1 protein-coding gene is annotated in these 971 nt (G+C 69.0%); it reads left to right on the forward strand.

The window, feature by feature from the left end:
* Window positions 1-205 precede the first annotated feature (205 nt).
* The gene (gene sctJ / locus P409_RS35195) at window positions 206-967 is read left to right on the forward strand and encodes a type III secretion system inner membrane ring lipoprotein SctJ (protein ID WP_034849730.1); all 762 of its coding nucleotides are present in this window, start codon (window positions 206-208) and stop codon (window positions 965-967) included.
* Window positions 968-971 lie beyond the last annotated feature (4 nt).

A 971-nucleotide genomic window follows, 5' to 3' on the forward strand; every position in this document is an offset into this window, starting at 1 on the left:
GGCGGCGCCGGAGGTCGACTTCAAGGGCCAGATGCGCGAGATGCGGGCGGCGACGCAGGAGTTCAACAACGGCATGCTGCGGACCACCCTGGTCACCACCACCGCCCGGCAACTGGGCAACGTTCCGGAAACCCTGCTGCGCGGCTGACCGCGGCGCCGGCCATCCCGGCGGGTTTGGACAGGATCTCAGAAAGGTCGACCGGAATTGCTCAAATCCTGGGTCAAGCCCTTCGCGTTCGCCGCGCTGCTGCTGCTCGCCGCCTGCAAGGTGGAGCTCTACAGCAACCTGGAGGAGCGCGAGGCCAACGAGATGGTCGCGATCCTGCTGCACCAGGGCATCCCGGCCGAGCGCGAGATCACCAAGGATCGCGGCTTGGTCGTCTCGGTCGAGGAGGATCGCTTCGCCGACGCGGTCGACGTGCTGCGCCGCAACGGCTATCCGCGCGAGCGCTACGCCAAGATCCCGGACCTGTTCAAGGGCGAGGGGCTGGTCTCGTCGCCGGTCGAGGAGCAGGCGCGGCTGATCTATGCGCTGAGCCAGGAGCTGTCGAGCACGATCTCCGAGATCGACGGCGTCTACTCCGCCCGCGTCCATGTCGTGCTGCCGGACAGCGAGGGGCTGAAGGTCGCTTCCACCCCCTCCTCCGCCTCGGTGGTCATCCGCCACCGCGCCGATGTCGACCTGTCGAAGCTGACGCCCGAGATCAAGATGCTGGTGGCGAACGGCATCAAGGGCCTGCTGTACGAGAATGTCTCGGTCGTGTTCCTGCCGACCGATCCGGAGGCGGCAATGCCGCCGGTCGCCGACCCGCTGACCAATGTCGCCGGCTTCTGGGTGCACCGCTCCAGCGCGCCCTGGCTGCAGGGGCTGCTGGCCCTGGTCGCCGTCGCCGTGGTCGCCGCCGCCGGCACCGTCGGCTGGCGGATCTGGCGCCGCCGCAGCGCGGCCCCGCAAGCGGCGGAATGACCAT

It is taken from the genome of Inquilinus limosus MP06 (assembly GCF_000767795.1).
Classification (GTDB): Bacteria; Pseudomonadota; Alphaproteobacteria; order DSM-16000; family Inquilinaceae; genus Inquilinus; species Inquilinus limosus_E.